This is a genomic window from Mesobacillus sp. QJM3NY_10 (assembly GCF_056173465.1).
Window position 1 is genome coordinate 1,997,201 of the sequence record NZ_CM149675.1, and the last position, 17,067, is coordinate 2,014,267.

The window sequence follows — 17,067 nt, forward strand, 5'->3', positions numbered from 1 at the left end:
TTTATTAATGGTAAGGCAGTGCTACTTTTATCTATGGAGGAAGAATTGAAGGATGAAGTATTTTAAATTAATATCCTTTTTAATATTAGCTATTCTTTTGGGTGCGGTATTAACAACCTTCCCCACAGTCAGCCATGCTTGCAAATGTGTGGAACTGCAAAGTGTTGAAAGAGAGTTGGAAAGCTCTAAAGCGGTATTCAGCGGAAAGATCATAGACATTAGAACCGAAAAGAATAATAGGAATATATTATTTGAGGTCGAAGAAACATGGAAAGGTGTATCACATACACAAATCATTTTGAAAGATGAATGGTCCAGCTGTTCTCTTGATTTTGTCGAGGGAGAATCTTACTTGGTATATGCGTATGATTTCCAGGGTGAATTGACAACCAATATATGTGACCGAACAAAGGAATTAAGCGGTGCAGGGGAGGATTTAGCGACACTAGGAAAAGGGACAACGCCAACCGAGGAAGTTGATCTGAAAAATCAGTTGCGAAATCCTGTCGTCCGCTACATCTATATCTGGCTTCCGTTGGTCAGCCTTTTAATAGTGACTGCTGTATTCATTAGAAAGCGGTCAGGGAATTGACATGATGACGGACAGAAAGAGTGAGGTTGAAGGAGAAAGTGTACGTCATGTTTGAGTTTAAAAGAGCTAATACGTGAAAATTTTTAGGAAGTGTTCTTTTAAAGAATCGTCTTTAATTTTTGGTAAAAAGAAGGAAAAAAGCTACTTCTGGCGAATTCTGTTTACCTAGTAAATTTTTACTTATCAGGGAGGAAATATGGGATACATAGAGGATTTGCGGAAGGATATCGGTCACCAGCCTCTGATCTTGGTTGGGGTTGCAGTGGCGGTGATCAATGAAGAGGGAAAGTTTTTACTTCAGAAAAGACGCGATGGGCAATGGGGTGTTCCGGGCGGGTTTATGGAGTTAGGTGAATCAACCGAGGAAGCAGGCAGAAGGGAAGTATTCGAGGAAACGGGGCTGGAAATCGGCCAGCTAAATCTGGTTGGTGTTTTTTCGGGTAAGCAGCATCATGTAAAGCTGCCAAATGGAGATGAGTTTTATCCAGTTACTGTTGCCTATGTATCCAAAGAAATCCTTGGTGGAGTACTCAAAGCGGATGGCGTTGAAACAACCGAAGCTCGCTTTTTCAGTGTGAGAGAGTTGCCTGGCCAGCTTAATCCGTTAATTAAAAATTTAATGAATCAATATAAAGTATCTGTATGAGGGGGCTTCCATGCCCAATAGATTAATAAAGAAGTTAGCCAGTTTATGAGGAGGACGAACAATGGATGCGACTTTTTATATGGAAAAGGCTGTGTTTAACTACCGGGTAGCGGCGATTATGATTGTAGACAACCATGTATTAATACATAAACAGGAGAAGGACGAGCACTGGGCGTTGCCAGGAGGCAGGGTCGAGCTTCAGGAAGATTCACGGACAAGCATTGTCAGAGAAATAAAAGAAGAGTTAGGAATAGATGTAAAGGTGGACCGGCTGCTCTGGTTCACTGAGAACTTCTTTGATTACAACAATAAAGATTATCATGAAATTGGACTGTATTATAAAGTTTCCCCTCTAATTGGCAGTTTCAATTTCCACAAAGAAGAGTTCTTTGGAGAAGAGGGAGACCGGTTGATTTACCAATGGGTGCCGATCAGTAGCCTTGAAAAAATAAAGCTATATCCCGAGTTTATCAGAACATCTTTGAATGAATTGCCTGAAGCACCGCAACATCTAATAGTTAAGCAATATAGTATTTGAGATTAAGCCAATGTCATTCGAAGTACGCTTCATAATGCATCACTAATGTCTTGTGGATAGGCTAAGAAATAATGAACATGAATTTTGGGGTGGAAAAAGTGGAATTCTACAGCTTCAATAAAGACAACGGAATGAAAATAACCAAGTTCGATTCAGACTTTGTGATGTCACGAATAGTAAGAACGACGAATGCCACTCATATTGGTTTTATGTACCTGGAACCAAACGGGATCATCGGGCATCACCAGGCAACAATGCCGCAGCTTTTATTGGTGGTAAGCGGTGAAGGCCACGTAAGAGGAGAGTCCGATGAATATTTTAAAGTTGAGCCTGGAAACGCGATTTTCTGGAAAAAAGGTGAATGGCATGAAACGAAAACAGCTGCTGGATTAACTGCAATCGTCATTGAGAGTGAAGAGTTAAATCCATCAGCTTATATGCCGCTTAATCACAACGAATAATCCAGGGGAGGTGATTCAATGAGGTTAGGCCTGAAGAAGGACGAAGTTAGGCTTGATGTTTATAGCCCTGAGTGGCGAAACGAATTTGACAGGGTGAAAAACTTTATCATCGAAAATACAAATATAGTAGATCATCGAATTGAGCACATAGGGAGCACAGCGATCATAGGAATGGATGCCAAACCGATTATTGATATCCTGGTCGGAATTGATGACATTTCAAATTTTAATGAAGGAATCGTCAGCGGCTTGAAGAACATTGGATTTTTTAAGCTGAAAGTCCAACGTCCAGGTGAAATCGTATTTGCAAGGTTTACCGATGAAACATATTTGATAAAGACGCATTTCATTCATTTAGTGGAGTACAAAGAGGAATTGTGGAACAATCTTGTGTTTTTTAGAGATTACTTGAACTCTAATGAGGATGCCAGGTTAGAATATTTAAAGGTGAAGAAGGATTACCTTGTAAAGTCTTCCACTGGTGTAAATGAATACACCGACCATAAAGAAGCTTTTGTTAAAAGGATTTTCAACTTGAGGTTAAAAGGAGTCTAGCTTTCACGAAAATTTTTCGGGGGAAGAAGGCAGCCTCGCCTTGGCGGGGAGGCTGCACATACCTTTTTCAATCGCTATAGATTTCTTCCTTCCAAAGCCGTTCACAAGATACTAATTCAAAACGGTCATTGATTATTAGTTTATAAATATCTGGTTTGGTGGTTTGCTTCCAGAATTCAAAATCATATTTTTCATCAAAGTAGTTCATAGTGCAGGTCATAATATTACCGTGGATGCCTATTGCAATTTTCTGGCCTTCAAACTTTTTCACAGCATCTCTTAAACCATCAATTCCTCGTTGTTGCACTTCATGATTGGTTTCTCCTCCAGGATATTTGAATCCAGGGTTTGAGAAGACCTTTTGCATGGCTTCTTCTGGATTTTCAAAATGATGATTCCGGGCAGCTAAATCCCGTTCTCTGAACCGGGAATCTAATTCAATTTCCAAATCCAACAGATCTGCCAGTCCTTTGACCGTTTGCCTTGCTCTGACATATGAACTTGAAATGATATGATTAATATTTTCATGTGAAAGAATTTTAGTGATTTTCTCTGAATCTTTCCAGCCTTTTTCGGAAAGTTCCCGCGTCTCTTCATGCTCGAGGGAGAAGACCGAATGAGCGTGTCTTACAAAATATACTTCTGTATTCATTATTGACCCTCTCAAACTATTAATTTTAAAGTTTCTAATACCCTGGAAACATGAAGGTCATCCTTCATGGATTCAAGTGAATGCCATTTCACTTCTTTTAAGGTTTGTTGTTCGCCAACTTCGGGGTCGTAACCAAGGGAAGCTTCTTTGTCGTTTATTGGGCGAACTAAAAAACACCTTTCCTCTCCATGGCTGTATTGACCAGTAAATAGATAGTCCACTACTTCGACATCTAAATTTACTTCTTCTTTGACTTCTCGAATGACCGCATCTTCGAATGTTTCGCCTGCTTCAAGACCTCCGCCTGGCAGTGTCCAGAAGGAACCGTCTGGATAGACATGCTTTGTCATAAGTATATAATTGTTTTTAATGATTGCAGCAAATGCTCTTGGTCTCGTCAAAATGATACGCACCTCACTGGTGATATTTTGGGTATTTTACTATATTTTAACATATTAGAAGAATCTATTGGCAAAACGGAAGGTGAAAACCGAGAAAAGTGTCCGATAGGAAGGCTCTATCGGCCAAACGGAAGGTGGAAACCGGGAAAAGTGTCCAATAGAAAGGGGAAAACAGAATGGCTAATACAACAAAAAATTCAGATACAGCCATTATCGGGGCTGGAATCGGAGGACTTTCAGCTGCGATTGCTTTGCAGCAACTTGGCCAAAAATTGATAGTTTTAGAAAGAGCTTCGGAATTAAAGGAAATGGGTGCCGGTATTGTTTTGTCTGCTAATGCAATCAAGGCATTGGATAAGCTGGGTGTTGCGGATCAGGTACGCCAGGCAGGTTCGCCGGTGAAAAAAGCAGAAATCAGGACTCCCGATGGCCAACTTTTGGTTAATATGCCGGTTCACAAACAGGCAGAACAATATGGAACGTACAGTTATTTGATATACCGGCCCGACTTGCAGAGAATTTTATATGAAAAATTAGAGCCTAATACAATTATGCTTAATAAAAAGTTTTTAAGACTGGAACAGGACGAGGTGAAAGTCACAAGTTTTTTTGAAGAGGGCGAATCTATTGAATCGGAACTTCTTATCGGTGCGGATGGAGTGTATTCTCAAGTAAGACAAAATATTGTTGAGAAATCGAGATTGCGTTATTCAGGATTCACCGCATTCAGAGGGATTTCTCATTATGAAGATTCTCGTTTTCCAGCCGAGCTTGGTGGAGGATTCGAAGCTTGGGGAAAAGGAAAAAGATTTGGCTTTTCCCATTTAGGAAAGGGTCGTGTTTTTTGGTTTGCGGCTATTAACGCTCCACAAGGGACATTTCTTACAGCTGAAAATAAAAAACATATCGCATTGCAGCATTTCAAAAGCTGGTGGGGACCAATTGCAGATGTCATTGATTCTACCCATGAAACGAACATACTTGTTCATGACATCTTTGACCGCAAACCAATCAAGAGATGGCACAAAGGGAGAGTGACTCTGTTGGGGGATGCAGCTCATCCGATGCTTCCGAATCTAGGGCAGGGCGGCGCACAGGCGATGGAGGATGCATTAATTCTTTCACGCTGTCTCAAGCAATTTCCTCGGGAACTTGAGTCAGCTTTGAGTTTTTATGAACAAGAGAGAGTACCACGGGTTACAAAGATTGTGCAAGGTTCCAGAATGATGGCAAGAATGATGCAACTTGAAAATCCAGCAGCTATTAAGGTCCGAAATCAATTTTTACGGAAAGTGCCTGATGAACTGAAAGTCAAAAGGTTGGACTGGATACTTGGGTATGAAGCGAAGATATTTTAAGCAAGAAGCTCATCCAAGGGAAGAAGGGGGTACTTAAGGTTCAGGACGTCAAGGTAGGGTGTGTCAATGAAGCGGAAGTGTATACAATGATTCGCGTGAAGTCCTCTGGCAGCATGATCAAAAACATGCAAAAGATGATTAAAGAGCTCGTCTCTGGATCTACGAAGATTCCATCCGAAAATATATTTGTCGATTTGAACTGATTAAACACTGAATCGTGCTCTTTAGCACGATTCTTTTTGTGATCAAGTTTTTTTGAGGCAGATATTTCTGGGTTTTGGACTTTTTAACGAGTACTTCCATTCATGCAAAGAAACGAATAAGATCCCAAGCCTTTTTCTAAAAGAAGGACAATTTAAGTGGAATGAAGAAACTCTTCAAAGTGGAAGTGAAAGATAAACGCGAGTAGTAGACAAGCTTGTCGCTTCCAGGCTTAGATAACTACGATGAATTAAGGCATCCGGTTACATGACACGGAAATAGCAGGAGGCTATTAAAATGATTTTTGAAATGACATACCAGGTACGAGTTGCGGATTTCGATGAGGGATTAAAATGGTATAAATCTCTATTACATAAAGACCCTGATTTTACTCCCCATAATGGCTTTGCAGAGTGGGAATTGATACCTGGTTGCTGGCTGCAGGTAGCAGAGGGAACATCAGCTGAGGGAAGCGGTCCACTGCGTTTAGGTGTTAAGTCAATAGAACAAGAAAGATTACGATTAATCAATGAGTTACATATCGAGTCATTTGAGATTTTTTCAAGAGAAGAAGTTCCAGTGAAATGGGCAACCTTTTCCGACCCGTGGGGCAATCGGATAGGATTTTTTGAGTACATAGAAGAACAGGAAATGAATGAGAGAAAAAATTTCGTCTTAGGGAAAAATGGTTAAGTATGCTCCTAACAAAATATATTGAAATTGGAATCGGAAATACCTGGCTTGTTAGAACGGAATTTGAAATCGAGAACGGGGATGAATATGAAGAAAAGGGTATTAAGGGTCCTATTAATTTTCATTCAGCTTATATCAGAGTTTGGTTCTGGAAGTCAGTTATCATTATCGATTCCAGGGAAGGCTTAAAAACCATGCAGAAGAACAAGGGGAATTTTAAATTCATTTTCGGAATCGTGAGCAAGGAGCGAGGGCTGTCCAAATAGATGAGCACGTAATCTTCAGATTTTATATATCTGAAGATTAGTACCGTCCATTCACCTGTGAAATCTCCAGGTATTTCTCCTTCCGGTGTTGTAGAGGAGATCAGATGTTAGAAAAACTCCTACAGGTGGTATGGCGCCTGTATTGATTGGCGGACCGGTCAAAGCTGTATCAGTGGTAGCAATCCAGTTGCCTGATTCACCGGCTTGTAAGGACGGAGGCTTCATCAGAAACTTGCCGCTTAATACCAAATGCCGGACTTTAATAGCTGGGTCATCATAAATCGTCAATTGGCCAGCAAACGAAGCATAAGGTGAATCGAATCGGATTGATTTCGAATTTTCATCCCAGGTTCCCTGGATTGGGATGGGATCACCTCGAAAATTAGCGGTGCCCGTGAAGGAATTTCCCGAAATAGTATTGATGGTGATTGTCCCTCTGACAATCGGTTTCCCGGCAATCTCCGCGTCAATCCCCCAGCGTGAAGGAACCGGCAAACTTTGCGTCGCATTCAGTCTAGTGTGCAACTTGATCTCTCCTTATTTTATAAGTAAGGGTTTCAGCCTAATAAAGAGTATATGCAGCAATCATCTAAATGGGGAATGGGGATGAATACTTGAAAATTGATTATGGATATTATCGTTACATTCCTGAAAAGGATATTTTAGAAGGTGTTTTAGATGTGCACAGAGTTATATTCGGTACGGCTGACGGGTTAAAAGAAAAAATGCAGAATAAGCAACATCTTCTGTTTAATGTTGCCTTTGAAGGATACAAAGTGATTGGTTACAAAATAGGATATGAACTCACAAATGAAAAGTTTTACAGCTGGCTAGGGGGAGTACACCCGGATTATCGCCATTTAGGTGTGGCTTCCATGTTGATGAAGATTCAGCACCGCTATCTAAAAGAGTCAGGGTACAAAACGGTTCAAACAAAGACTCTGAATAAATGGCGCAGCATGTTAATTTTAAATATCAAAAGTGGTTTCGATATTACTGAAACTTATACCGATCGGTATGGGAAACTGAAGATAGTCTTAGAAAAGGAATTAAGTAAAGAGGAAATAAGATGAACGATCACATCAACTATAAACTTTGGACAGTGTGCATGATTCAAAATGGAGATAAAGTTTTACTTATCGACCGACAGCATGATCATTTCAAAGGGTATATTCCTCCAGGTGGTAAAGTGGATTTTCCGGAAAGTATTGTGGATAGTGCGATTAGAGAGGTAAAAGAGGAAACAGGTCTAGAGGTGTGGAATTTAAAGTTTAAAGGTCTATATGAATATGTAAATCCCGTTGCAATGGACCGTTATATGATCTTCAACTATATAACCAGTGATTTTAAAGGAGAACTATTGGAAAACGGGCCGGAAGGAAGAGCGGTTTGGGTTAACATAGAAGAGGCGTACCACCTTCCTATGCAGGAATCAATCAGAAGAAGGTTTCCATTATTTTTTCAGCAAGGAACGTTCGAAATCCAGGTGACATGGAATCATGAAGAGAACACAGAGGGAAATGTTGTGGTTAAAAATACATAAGTTACTGGATTTTTATTTTAGGAGCGGTCATTATGTCAATCGTGGAAAAAGAAGTCGTTACTTTGGTACCTTACATACCGGAATATAAAGAGAGGCTGTCGAATTACAGTTTGTCTGTGGATCAGCAAAGATATACGGCACTTCCTGTAGATGCACTTCAAATATGTGAATCAGAGACAGACAGGCATCCAATTGTCATATTGTATGGTCATCAGCCTGCAGGATTTTTTGTACTCCATGGCTGGGAAGGCGTGAAAGATTTTAGTGATAATACGGATGCAATATTATTACGGGCCTACTCGATAAATGCTGTGTATCAAGGAAAAGGTATTGCTTCACAATCTATCAAGCTATTGTGCCCATTTGTAAGAGAACATTTTCCAGATGTAAATGAAATCATATTGGCTGTAAACCATGCAAATATAGTTGCCCAAACCGTCTATAAGAAAGGTGGCTTAGTGGATAAGGGCATAACTGCAATGGGAAGAGAGGGAGAAATGTTTATTTATCATTTAGATATTTAGTTCGGAGGGCAACTTCGGACAGGTTCAGCGGTAAAAGAGGAAAAGCTGTCAGAAGTAAGGGCAACTTCAGACAGGTTTAGTGGTGGAAGAGGAAACGCTGTCAGAAGTAAGGAGCTTGGACAAGAAGGAGAGGGGATTCAGTTATGCCAGAAGTAAAGCAGTTACCGGAAGTGAAGTTGGTGGGTATTCGGGTGTTGTGTCCAGGTGACCAATATGTCATCGAGATTCCAAAAGCTTCGAAGGTGTTGAGTGAGCGTATGGATGAAATTGCGAATGTCGTGAATCCATCACTGCAGTTAGGAGCTTTTATTGTTGATCATAGTTCTAATGAGGAAGATGGATATTGGGTATGTGTTGAAGTATCTGAATTCGAGGAGATTCCTAAAGATATGGTTACCCTAACCATACCCGCTCAAATGTATGCCGTTTTAAGGCACAGAGGTGCTAACGTTGAAATTATGCAGGCGTATAACGAGTTACATCAATGGATCGAGGTTAATGGGTATCAGAGGTTGGCGAATAAATGGCATTTGGAAGCCTTTCATGAATGGTCTGACTCTGCCAATATTGATGTGGAACTCATGGATACAGTTGCTTTTGAAGTGTAAAAAATGGAAGGATTTGAAACTTTGTGTCTCCCTCATTCGTAAAGATAAATACATATAGATATATACAGGGGGAGAATGCATGATGGTAGAAACACAAGGAGATTTTATGTTTACATTTGCTCCTATTTTTATGGGAGCCATATTCATTTTAGTATTTGGAATAATCATTTTTACAATTATTAAAAGCATAGGGACCTGGAGTAAAAACAACCAATCGCCTCGATTGACTTCAAATGCTAAAGTGGTCACGAAAAGAACGAGTGTGCGAGGCGGTGGAGAAACCAGAGCGCGAAGCCTCTATCATGTGACTTTTGAATTTGAAAGCGGCGACAGGCTCGAACTTCAAGTCGATGGCCAGGAGTATGGCCAGCTGGTTGAAGGGGATCAGGGCGAACTAAACTTTCAAGGAACCCGCTATTTGGGATTTACAAGACACCCTTTGTAATTGCAATCAATAAAAGCTAGAAGACCAAATCAATATGGATTTGGTCTTTTTCACATTTATTTAGAACCTTCACCCGAAGTATTTATGGATAACTCCTTATCATTTATAATCCGGATTATTCCAATAATCCATCGGCATATTAAAAATTTTAAGACTAAACTAATAGCCGAGTGATACCATGTCCACCCCTTTTTCCAATCGATTAGGTTCGTTTTCTTGGCAGCAAATGTTTCAATCAGTACCTGTGGAATAATAAATGGAAACAGTTTAAGAAATATATCTATTGGCTTACTATTCAGTGTCCATTGGTTGTAATAGAGAAGCATCAACGGATAATGTACATAGTCGAAGGGTAAGTGAATCTTGAATTTCTTCTTAAAGGGTCTTATTTCGTATTTTAGATATCCTTTGGAAACAAGGTACCGGTCTGCCCATGAGTTCCCAATTATACTTACCAGGTAAACGATAATCCAATCTTTAAAGGAACGTTTAACGATGGCAAAAGGTAATAAAAACAAGGCTACTACAGCGGAAGTGTATAGCATTGTTGCAGATAATCTTTGTTTTTTTCTACGCAAGAATACCACCTCATAATTAAAATGCAACAATATGATTGCTTTATGTATCCTCATTTAAAAGTTCACTTCCAGCATTGAAATTTAATCAAATATGAAGGCAGGGGGAATAATACATATAAAACAAAAAAAGAAGGTGAGATTTTGCCACGAAAGCCAGCAGCAATTTCTGAAGAACAGGCAAACGTAATGGAAGAAACTGAACCTGTGGTGAACAATAACAATGATGAAATAGAAAACTTAAACCGCTTGCTAGCCGCGGTTCTTGACTACCTGTCCGACGATGAAGTCGAAGTTATTGATATTGAGTATTTGTTAGAGAACACCGAGGGATTGCGTGAATGGTGGAATCAATACCGGGAGAGGAACAGAAAAAAGATCGAAGAGGAAATAACACAGGCGCTTGGAGATCTTTCAATTGAAGAGCTGGAGAACCTGAGGGAGAAAATCAAAGGGAACGAAAAAGAATGAAGGGTTTTGCTTATGATTGTACTACTCATATCAGTTGTAACTTTTAACCTGATTGCATTCAGGATTAATAAAAGACTGCTCCCAAGCCAGATTGTGCAAATTTGGACATTCACTATTGCCTTCCAGATGCTCTTTGATTTGATTGTGGAATTCAAGTATCACAGTTATTGGTATTTCTCATCGGGCGTTGACTGGGTAGGGTTAATTCCTAGGACAGTTTTGATCCCACCGGTAAATATGATTTTTTTGAACTTATATCCATTTGAAAAAAACATACTTAAAAAATTCTTATTCTTACTCTTCTATGTATTTTTAATTTTACTATATGAACTCATCACCTTGCTGCCAAAGCCGTGGGGGTATTTTCACTATGGCTGGTGGAAGATTTGGCACTCTGCCATCGTCGACCCTATCCTATTGATTTCCTTATTAGGTTTTTACAAATGGATTCAGTGGCTTGATCCTAAACCAGTAATAAAAGAGACTAAGTAAATGCGGGTGGTTACAGTATGTATTGGGCACCATATCTGGCTTTGGTCATTAACCTTCTTATTATCTGGTTTATGCCGATGCGACTTACAGCTAAAGAAATATATTCTTCATGGGCTGTTATTGCGTTAATCAACTTAAGTACAGATGTTGCTTTGGATTTATATTTCCATCTTTACGAACTGGGTGGTCCCGGTGTCCAGCTTAGGGTGCATTTCATAGAAGTAACTCTTGGAGCATCTTTTGGTATTATATTTCTCAATTTTATGCCGCGTAAGATTCATACATTTGTTTTTTATATGATAGGTTGGCTTGTTATTACAATCCTTTTTGAGCTACTGATGGTCATAGTGGGATTTATTCGATACACAGGTTGGGAATGGTGGTATTCTGCTCCTTATTACATAGCGGCATTCTTTTTTGTTAGGTGGCATTTATTTTTTATAAGGAAAAAATCTTGAACCGTATGGATTTAGTAGAAAGCTTAAATCTATGCGGTTTTTATTTTGCCTACCGATGTTAAAGTTCTGTAAATGGAAATTTATTGTTAACAAGGAAGGTGAAAAGAGAACAATAGAGAATTTTTAATAGAGGGGTGAAGGTAGTGAAAAATCAGTTAATCCGAGTGGGTACGATTTATATTCCTGTTAAGGATCCGGTGAGTTCAGCAGAATGGTATAAGGAAAAACTGGGTGCAAAGTTAAATTACCTGGATGATGACAAAGCTATTCTGAATTTGGCTGATATTAGTATGTTTTTGGTTAAGGCAGTGGAACAGAACTCTAACTTTTTTGATGCAAATGGTACGGAACGGTTTGTTCTTACATACGAAGTCGATGGTTTGGAGGCACTTAATTCGATTCACGCAGATTTTAAAGAACGAGGAATTAAGGTCGGTGAGATTGAAAACAGGGGTCATGCAGGCAGGAATTTTGTGTTTTACGATCTGGACGGCAATAAATTTGATGTCTGGAGTGAGTTGAGCCAGGTGTTTAAGAGAAGGTTTGTTAAGGAGGAAGTATGAAATTTGTTCTAATCTTTGGGCCACAGGCTGTCGGAAAAATGACAGTAGGGCATGAACTTGAAAAAATAACAGAATTAAAGCTATTCCATAACCATATGACGATTGAATTAGTGAATCCTTTCTTCGATTATGGGACAAGGGAGGGGAAGAGATTAGTCGGACTCTTCCGTCAGGAAATTTTCGAGGCGATGGCGAAAAGCGATCAATATGGTTTAATTTTTACCTATGTCTGGGCGTTCGATATGAAGGAAGACTGGGAGTATGTGGATAAAGTATGCCGAATTTTCGAGTCAGAAGGAGGAACGGTGTATTTTGTTGAACTGGAGGCTGATTTGGACGAAAGACTGGAGCGCAACAAGAGCCCGCATCGACTCCAACACAAGCCAACAAAGCGGAATCTGCAAAGGTCGGAGCAGAACCTGGTGAAAGCGATGGATCAATATCGTTTGAATTCAATTGAAGGTGAGATAGAAAGAGAGAACTATATCCGGATAAATAACACGAATTTAAGCGCAAATGAAGTTGCTCAACATATTAAAGAACATTTTGATTTGTAATTGAAAGGGGAGAGGCAGAATGAATTCTATCAAACAATTAGAACAGGAAATTGAGAGCAAAGAGAAAGAGTTAATGAGTATAAAACAAGAACTGGCAGCGTTAAGAAAACAGCATCCTTCATTTACAGTAGAAGATTATACATTAACAAATACAGAAGGTGAAAAGGTTCTATTGAGTGAGCTTTTTGGCGAAAAAAATGAGTTGATTGTCATACATAATATGGGGAAATCCTGCTCTTACTGTACACTTTGGGCTGATGGGTTCAGTGGTTTTACCCAACATCTTGAGAACAAGGCAGCATTTGTCTTAACCAGTCCGGATGATTTCCAAACTCTATCAGATTTTTCAAAGGAACGCGACTGGACATTCAAAAGCGTTTCGACGAAAGGGACCACTTTTAAAGAAGACTTGGGGTTTAAAAATAAAGAAGGTTTTTGGCCAGGGGTTTCTATTTTGTTAAAGAACGAAGATGGAACTATCACGCACTATTCCAAAGCTGCATTCGGTCCTGGTGATGATTATTGCAGCATTTGGTCACTGTTTGAATTGTTGCCGGAAAGAAGCGGAGAGTGGGGACCGAAACATAGTTATGGGGAATAGAGAGGTTTTATCGATATAGGACTTCCATGAAGAGTTCCGTTATTTTCAATTTTAGGAGGCTTATAAATGTGCCAGGTTGTGAAAAGAGAATTCAAAGTGATTGCTGTGAAGCATAGTGGGCTTTACAAGGATTTTGCCGAACTAGTTCCAAAGACAGCGCATCAATTTTTACAGCGTGTACCGAACCTTGCAGGAACTGAGGTTACGGTGTACGAGCCTAAAGCGAGTGAGAGCCATACTGAGGGAACTTTCTATGTTGGGTTAATGGTTAATGATGCGCTGGACACCTTACCGGAAGGTGCGGTATTTCTCGATATTCAGCATTCATATGGAATGATCAGAGGAAAAGGGACAGAGATAGGTAGCTTATATTCATCGCTGGATCAATGGATTGATGAACAGGGCTACGCAAGGGACACCTTTGAAGATTTTATTATAGAAACCTACCATCCCGTGGAAGATCATGTGGAGGAAGTAGAAATATATATTCCTATTAGAGTCTAAGACAATCCTTTATCTATATGGTAATATATTAAAGATTTGTCTTTCTTTAGAAAGTGGAGTGGATATGATGGAGTTCAGAGGTGCTTCTGTTTATGACGAAGGTGAATTTTACGAGAATTATATAAAGCGGAGAAACCGGCCGGAAAGTCCAAACAACATTATTGAAAAGCCCATTTTGTTAGAGATGATAGGAGATGTGGCTGGTAAAAGGATGCTGGATTTGGGATCTGGTGATGCGGAAATTGGGGTTGAACTGTTAGAACAAGGGGGCGCTTCTTATCTCGGTGTGGAAGGCTCCAAGAATATGGCGCAAGCCGCAGCCGAAAATCTGGAAAGAACTACTGGCCAGGTTTTACACTCTTCAATGGAAGAATGGCAACCACAGCCAGAGCAATATGATCTTGTCCTCTCTCGATTTGCTCTCCATTATTTAGCGGATTTAAATAGTGTTTTTACTAAGGTTCATGACTCACTGGTGCCTGGCGGGAAGTTTATCTTTAGCGTCCAGCATCCAGTTCTCACTTCCTCCGCGAAAAGTGCAGAAGGCTCGGGCAGGAGAAGTGATTGGATAGTGGATGACTATTTTAACCAGGGCGAACGGATCGAACCGTGGATTGGAAAAAAGGTAATTAAATATCACCGGACAATCGAAGAATACTTCAAGCTCTTATTGAAAAACGGATTCGCAGTGGATGATCTTAGAGAAGGCACGCCAAGAGCCGAAACCTTCTCCAGCAAGGAAGAGTACGAGCGGCGGATGAGGATTCCACTGGTATTGATGATCTCTGGTACGAAGCGGGGAGAATGACGACCAGATGGAAATTCGATTGGCAAGACAAGAGGATGTAGAGGATATATTGTCTATTTTAAATGCCGCGTCTCTGGACCTACTTGAAAAAGGGATTAACCAGTGGGAATATCCTTGGGATGAAAAGGTGCTTGTGAATCAGCTTGGATTTTTATATGTGGGGACAGTGGCCGGGAAAGTTATTGCTACATTTGGAATTAAAGATTTGAATGATTGGCATGTAGGAAAGAGCGGAAAATATCTGTATCAAATAGCCATCCATCCGGAGTACCAGGGAAAGGGCTACGGAACGGTGATTACTTCCTGGGCATGCCAGTATGCCCGGAGTCTAGGTGAAGAATTGTATCTGGATTGTTGGGCAGGGAATCAGAAACTAAAACACTTTTACAGTGAGAATGGCTTCGACTATGTGGGCGATTTTGCAGAAGAGGATTATTACATAAGCGTTTTTAAATGCAAGCATGAGGGGGAGTATCGAGCCCCCTGGTCTCCACTGCATTTAAAAGAGGACGTGGACCTAGCTGCAGCGTTAAAGTTGGTAGACACTAACTTAACTACATATTAATAGAAAATACGGTAAAAAGTTTACAAAATAGCCGTATTTCTTTTAATCCAGCTTTACAATACTGTGTTAAAGTATAAATGTAAGGGAACTCACAATTAAGGAGTGTTGGCGATGGTTAAAAAAGTCATCATAAATTTCTTATTGGTATGTGCCCACTTCTATCTGCTTTAACAAAAGTTAAAAAAGTCTTAACAAACTGAGGCAATGAACTTTATTTTACTCTTTTAAAATAAATACTAGGCAGGATAGCAAGTGTGGCTATCACAGCAACCGGCGAAGGTGGGGCCGGTTGCTATTTTTTTTGTTTCGAGAATGATTTAATAGACATTCCAGAGCAAGACTAGGTTTAAAATCTCTATAAAGTGGTATTAATAGACATTTCAGAGCAAGTACGAAATCAAAATGTCTAATAAAGTGGTTTTAATAGACATTTCAGAGCAAGTACGAAATCAAAATGTCTAATAAAGTGGTTTTAATAGACATTTCAGAGCGAGCACGAGATCAAAATGTCTAATAAAGTGGATTTAATAGACATTTCAGAGCGAGCACGAGATCAAAATGTCTAATAAAGTGGATTTAATAGACATTTCAGAGCGAGCACGAAATCAAAATGTCTAATAAAGTGGATTTAATAGACATTTCAGCTTAACACATGAATGAAAATGTCTATTAAAGAGGTAAATAAATCTTCCGAGTGAAAAGAGACATTTTAAATATGGTCAATTAAACGTTCTTCCTTTTCTGATTTCTGAATGAGTATAATTTTTCGCCAATATTCTGCTGATTCTTTTATCACTATCGATTACAACGCACCAATCTTGGATGATTGTAGTAGTTATTGGCAGTTCGGGAAAGAGTAGTTTAACTTCCTTAAAAATTTGTACGACAGCAAGCTCAACCTTTTCTTTATTTCCACAACTTTTACATAATATATAATGCCCGTGTACCTCTACCGAAAACGATTCACACTCACTACAAGTGATGCCTTTCTTGAGTTCATCATAATTATACTGAGGCAGTTTATCGAATGAGGTGTCGATCCGATGGAGGGAGACTAGTTTGGTTGCGAGTTTTTTGTGGTTGCTGGTTACTTCTCCTGGCTGGTTATTGAGATTATCGAGGAGTCGTTTGATCTGGGTGGGGAATATGAATGGGAGGTCTGGATGTGCGTGATACAGGGTGAACTCGGGGTTAATAAAAACGACTGAACCTTGTATTTTAAAGTTGTAGCCTAGTTGATTTAATAGTTTCTTAAAAAGAAGCTTAGTGCGGTTGAGTTGATCGAGTGGATTCTTGATTGTTACTCCAGTTGTTGTTGAGGTTAGACCTTCTTGTTTGTGGAGGTAATCGCCCTGGTTAGTTTTTATTTCAAAAAGATATAATGTGCCGGCAAATATAATTAAAGTATCGATTTGAAAGGTTGTTTTTTCAACTTCGAGCAGTAAATCGTTCAGGATCAAACAGCTGCTTGTCAGTTTTTCCGTCATGGCATCGAATTGCAATTCGCCTTTATATCCCTTATCGAGGTATGAGAAATACCTTTTTTCCTCATCTGCTAACTCAAGTCTTTTGTTCAAGATTCTAAGCTTTGACAAAATAATAGGTTCCGTTCGTTCCTTAAAAGCCACAAGCATCTTCCTTCCGATTTTAGTCTACTTAATCATACTATTTTACCGAAATGAAAATATTGAATCTTTTGTGAATTTAGACAAGCCTGCTTGAATACAATGATAAAACCACTCGATTCAGTCAGGAGGAGTAGGGATGTCATTGAAGGTTTATGCGATTTTACTTAAAACTGCGGGCATTGCCGTTTTCCTTGTTCCAATGTTCATGAAGGGGATGGGATATATTGCGACCATTTCTCCAACGGTAATGTTTAGTTTGATCGGAATAGGAGTCGTTTTATTGATAGTCGGAAATGTGTTAGAAGCAAAGGCGATGCGAAACGGCGAATATTTTAGACGGAGAAGGTATAGGAAATGAGGAA

At 39.6% G+C, this 17,067-nt stretch carries 28 protein-coding genes; 23 read left to right on the forward strand and 5 right to left on the reverse strand.

All coding sequences use genetic code 11. The annotated features are described in order from the left end of the window. Window positions 1-52 precede the first annotated feature (52 nt). From AC0VX7_RS09905 to AC0VX7_RS09925, 5 genes are all read left to right on the forward strand, one after another. Entirely contained in the window at window positions 53-592 is a 540-nt protein-coding gene (locus AC0VX7_RS09905) for a hypothetical protein (protein ID WP_475427667.1), read from the forward strand. Window positions 593-788: 196 nt separating this feature from the next. Further along, complete coding sequence (locus AC0VX7_RS09910; RefSeq protein ID WP_475427668.1) at window positions 789-1,238, forward strand: NUDIX hydrolase; 450 nt, start codon at window positions 789-791, stop codon at window positions 1,236-1,238. Between the two features lie 61 nt (window positions 1,239-1,299). Continuing rightward, window positions 1,300-1,776 carry an NUDIX hydrolase gene (locus AC0VX7_RS09915; RefSeq protein ID WP_475427669.1) on the forward strand — a complete coding sequence of 159 codons (477 nt, stop codon included), beginning with the start codon at window positions 1,300-1,302 and terminating at the stop codon, window positions 1,774-1,776. A gap of 98 nt (window positions 1,777-1,874) precedes the next feature. Next, on the forward strand, window positions 1,875-2,237 hold the full coding sequence (locus AC0VX7_RS09920) for a cupin domain-containing protein (RefSeq protein ID WP_475427670.1): 363 nt from the start codon (window positions 1,875-1,877) through the stop codon (window positions 2,235-2,237). 18 nt (window positions 2,238-2,255) lie between these two features. Then, on the forward strand, window positions 2,256-2,792 hold the full coding sequence (locus AC0VX7_RS09925; RefSeq protein ID WP_475427671.1) for a GrpB family protein: 537 nt from the start codon (window positions 2,256-2,258) through the stop codon (window positions 2,790-2,792). Between the two features lie 67 nt (window positions 2,793-2,859). Here AC0VX7_RS09925 and AC0VX7_RS09930 read toward each other — a convergent pair whose 3' ends face one another. Both AC0VX7_RS09930 and AC0VX7_RS09935 read right to left on the reverse strand, forming a co-directional pair. Further along, on the reverse strand, window positions 2,860-3,444 hold the full coding sequence (locus AC0VX7_RS09930) for a histidine phosphatase family protein (RefSeq protein ID WP_475427672.1): 585 nt from the start codon (window positions 3,442-3,444) through the stop codon (window positions 2,860-2,862). A gap of 11 nt (window positions 3,445-3,455) precedes the next feature. Beyond that, window positions 3,456-3,845 carry an NUDIX domain-containing protein gene (locus tag AC0VX7_RS09935; protein ID WP_475427673.1) on the reverse strand — a complete coding sequence of 130 codons (390 nt, stop codon included), beginning with the start codon at window positions 3,843-3,845 and terminating at the stop codon, window positions 3,456-3,458. Between the two features lie 176 nt (window positions 3,846-4,021). Between AC0VX7_RS09935 and AC0VX7_RS09940 the strand changes: the two genes are divergently transcribed. From AC0VX7_RS09940 to AC0VX7_RS09950, 3 genes are all read left to right on the forward strand, one after another. After that, window positions 4,022-5,203, forward strand: a complete 1,182-nt coding sequence (locus tag AC0VX7_RS09940) for an FAD-dependent monooxygenase (protein ID WP_475427674.1) — start codon at window positions 4,022-4,024, stop codon at window positions 5,201-5,203. Window positions 5,204-5,701: 498 nt separating this feature from the next. Then, window positions 5,702-6,097: a VOC family protein gene (locus AC0VX7_RS09945; protein ID WP_475427675.1), complete on the forward strand. Its 396-nt coding sequence runs from the start codon at window positions 5,702-5,704 to the stop codon at window positions 6,095-6,097. Between the two features lie 2 nt (window positions 6,098-6,099). Continuing rightward, window positions 6,100-6,363: a DUF3977 family protein gene (locus AC0VX7_RS09950; protein WP_475427676.1), complete on the forward strand. Its 264-nt coding sequence runs from the start codon at window positions 6,100-6,102 to the stop codon at window positions 6,361-6,363. A gap of 51 nt (window positions 6,364-6,414) precedes the next feature. On the opposite strand, the gene AC0VX7_RS09955 is transcribed toward AC0VX7_RS09950, so the two are convergent. Next, window positions 6,415-6,888 carry a hypothetical protein gene (locus AC0VX7_RS09955; protein ID WP_215031083.1) on the reverse strand — a complete coding sequence of 158 codons (474 nt, stop codon included), beginning with the start codon at window positions 6,886-6,888 and terminating at the stop codon, window positions 6,415-6,417. Window positions 6,889-6,977: 89 nt separating this feature from the next. Between AC0VX7_RS09955 and AC0VX7_RS09960 the strand changes: the two genes are divergently transcribed. From AC0VX7_RS09960 to AC0VX7_RS09980, 5 genes are all read left to right on the forward strand, one after another. Then, a complete protein-coding gene (locus AC0VX7_RS09960; protein WP_475427677.1) occupies window positions 6,978-7,436 on the forward strand; it encodes a GNAT family N-acetyltransferase in 459 nt (152 codons plus the stop codon). Next, complete coding sequence (locus tag AC0VX7_RS09965; RefSeq protein ID WP_475427678.1) at window positions 7,433-7,906, forward strand: NUDIX domain-containing protein; 474 nt, start codon at window positions 7,433-7,435, stop codon at window positions 7,904-7,906. The genes AC0VX7_RS09960 and AC0VX7_RS09965 overlap by 4 nt, the downstream gene beginning before the upstream one ends. 32 nt (window positions 7,907-7,938) lie before the next feature. Further along, entirely contained in the window at window positions 7,939-8,430 is a 492-nt protein-coding gene (locus AC0VX7_RS09970) for a GNAT family N-acetyltransferase (RefSeq protein WP_475427679.1), read from the forward strand. A 143-nt stretch (window positions 8,431-8,573) separates the two neighbouring features. Continuing rightward, the gene (locus AC0VX7_RS09975) at window positions 8,574-9,038 is read left to right on the forward strand and encodes a GyrI-like domain-containing protein (protein ID WP_215031075.1); all 465 of its coding nucleotides are present in this window, start codon (window positions 8,574-8,576) and stop codon (window positions 9,036-9,038) included. Window positions 9,039-9,117: 79 nt separating this feature from the next. Then, on the forward strand, window positions 9,118-9,483 hold the full coding sequence (locus AC0VX7_RS09980; protein WP_215031072.1) for a DUF2500 domain-containing protein: 366 nt from the start codon (window positions 9,118-9,120) through the stop codon (window positions 9,481-9,483). Between the two features lie 56 nt (window positions 9,484-9,539). Here AC0VX7_RS09980 and AC0VX7_RS09985 read toward each other — a convergent pair whose 3' ends face one another. After that, complete coding sequence (locus tag AC0VX7_RS09985) at window positions 9,540-10,115, reverse strand: CBO0543 family protein (RefSeq protein WP_475427680.1); 576 nt, start codon at window positions 10,113-10,115, stop codon at window positions 9,540-9,542. A gap of 87 nt (window positions 10,116-10,202) precedes the next feature. On the opposite strand from AC0VX7_RS09985, the gene AC0VX7_RS09990 reads away from it, so the two are divergent. The 9 genes from AC0VX7_RS09990 to AC0VX7_RS10030 all read left to right on the forward strand — a co-directional run bounded on the left by AC0VX7_RS09990 (window position 10,203) and on the right by AC0VX7_RS10030 (window position 15,077). Continuing rightward, a complete protein-coding gene (locus tag AC0VX7_RS09990; protein WP_475427681.1) occupies window positions 10,203-10,529 on the forward strand; it encodes a hypothetical protein in 327 nt (108 codons plus the stop codon). A 12-nt stretch (window positions 10,530-10,541) separates the two neighbouring features. Further along, entirely contained in the window at window positions 10,542-11,021 is a 480-nt protein-coding gene (locus AC0VX7_RS09995; protein WP_475427682.1) for a hypothetical protein, read from the forward strand. Window positions 11,022-11,038: 17 nt separating this feature from the next. Beyond that, window positions 11,039-11,479 carry a hypothetical protein gene (locus tag AC0VX7_RS10000; RefSeq protein WP_475427683.1) on the forward strand — a complete coding sequence of 147 codons (441 nt, stop codon included), beginning with the start codon at window positions 11,039-11,041 and terminating at the stop codon, window positions 11,477-11,479. Window positions 11,480-11,622: 143 nt separating this feature from the next. After that, the gene (locus AC0VX7_RS10005; RefSeq protein ID WP_475427684.1) at window positions 11,623-12,042 is read left to right on the forward strand and encodes a VOC family protein; all 420 of its coding nucleotides are present in this window, start codon (window positions 11,623-11,625) and stop codon (window positions 12,040-12,042) included. Then, window positions 12,039-12,599, forward strand: coding sequence for an AAA family ATPase (locus tag AC0VX7_RS10010; RefSeq protein ID WP_475427685.1), 561 nt, complete (start codon window positions 12,039-12,041; stop codon window positions 12,597-12,599). The genes AC0VX7_RS10005 and AC0VX7_RS10010 overlap by 4 nt, the downstream gene beginning before the upstream one ends. A gap of 19 nt (window positions 12,600-12,618) precedes the next feature. After that, window positions 12,619-13,200, forward strand: a complete 582-nt coding sequence (locus tag AC0VX7_RS10015; protein ID WP_475427686.1) for a DUF899 family protein — start codon at window positions 12,619-12,621, stop codon at window positions 13,198-13,200. A gap of 66 nt (window positions 13,201-13,266) precedes the next feature. Continuing rightward, a complete protein-coding gene (locus tag AC0VX7_RS10020; protein ID WP_475427687.1) occupies window positions 13,267-13,704 on the forward strand; it encodes a GyrI-like domain-containing protein in 438 nt (145 codons plus the stop codon). A gap of 64 nt (window positions 13,705-13,768) precedes the next feature. Continuing rightward, entirely contained in the window at window positions 13,769-14,512 is a 744-nt protein-coding gene (locus AC0VX7_RS10025; protein WP_475427688.1) for a class I SAM-dependent DNA methyltransferase, read from the forward strand. Window positions 14,513-14,519: 7 nt separating this feature from the next. Next, complete coding sequence (locus tag AC0VX7_RS10030; protein ID WP_475427689.1) at window positions 14,520-15,077, forward strand: GNAT family N-acetyltransferase; 558 nt, start codon at window positions 14,520-14,522, stop codon at window positions 15,075-15,077. A gap of 719 nt (window positions 15,078-15,796) precedes the next feature. Here the strand turns inward: AC0VX7_RS10030 and AC0VX7_RS10035 are convergent. Next, window positions 15,797-16,705, reverse strand: a complete 909-nt coding sequence (locus AC0VX7_RS10035) for a nuclease-related domain-containing protein (RefSeq protein WP_475427690.1) — start codon at window positions 16,703-16,705, stop codon at window positions 15,797-15,799. A 136-nt stretch (window positions 16,706-16,841) separates the two neighbouring features. On the opposite strand from AC0VX7_RS10035, the gene AC0VX7_RS10040 reads away from it, so the two are divergent. Beyond that, the gene (locus AC0VX7_RS10040) at window positions 16,842-17,063 is read left to right on the forward strand and encodes a hypothetical protein (protein ID WP_215031032.1); all 222 of its coding nucleotides are present in this window, start codon (window positions 16,842-16,844) and stop codon (window positions 17,061-17,063) included. Window positions 17,064-17,067: the final 4 nt, after the last annotated feature.